We start from the raw sequence: 501 nt of genomic DNA, 5'->3' as shown, positions 1-501 counted from the left end.
TTGGACATGGTTTGGGGCGTGTAGTGATGCCCATACATTTTCTCAATCAAGTCTGCGATTTCCGACATGGTAATACCTTTTCGGAAGAGGTGAATGACGGTCTCCTCTAACGTGTCATTCGTCCGTCTATAAGCAGGAACAGTCTGTTGCTTGAACTCGCCATTGCGGTCGCGCGGAATCTGGAGATGAAGTTCCCCATACTCGGTCTTGACCGTACGGTCATAGGAGCCGTTACGAGAATTACCCGTGTTAAAACCAATGCGATCATACTTTTCGTAATCGAGGAAAGCCGTTAACTCCGTTTTGAGAAGCGTATTGACTGCTTTCTCCAAATGGACACGGAATAATTCATTCAAATCGCCTTTGTTCGCTAGAGTCTTTAGAATTTCTGTAGTAAAATCGTTCATAGGGAAGTCCTCTCTTCTGTGAATGTGTTGTGGTAACTCTATTCTACAGAAGGGACTTCCTTTTTTCTATTTACACAAAATATTTTACACTCTC

Annotated in this window: 1 protein-coding gene; it reads right to left on the bottom strand. The window is 43.3% G+C overall.

The window, feature by feature from the left end; genetic code table 11:
- Positions 1–407: IS256 family transposase (locus tag BN346_RS11110; protein ID WP_002324792.1), on the bottom strand; the 407-nt coding region annotated here is incomplete at its 3' end.
- Positions 408–501: the final 94 nt, after the last annotated feature.

The organism is Clostridium ihumii AP5 (assembly GCF_000612845.1).
GTDB lineage: Bacteria > Bacillota > Clostridia > Clostridiales > Clostridiaceae > Clostridium_J > Clostridium_J ihumii.
Note: the sequence above shows the minus strand (reverse complement) of the source record. Positions and strands in the feature narration are given on the sequence as shown.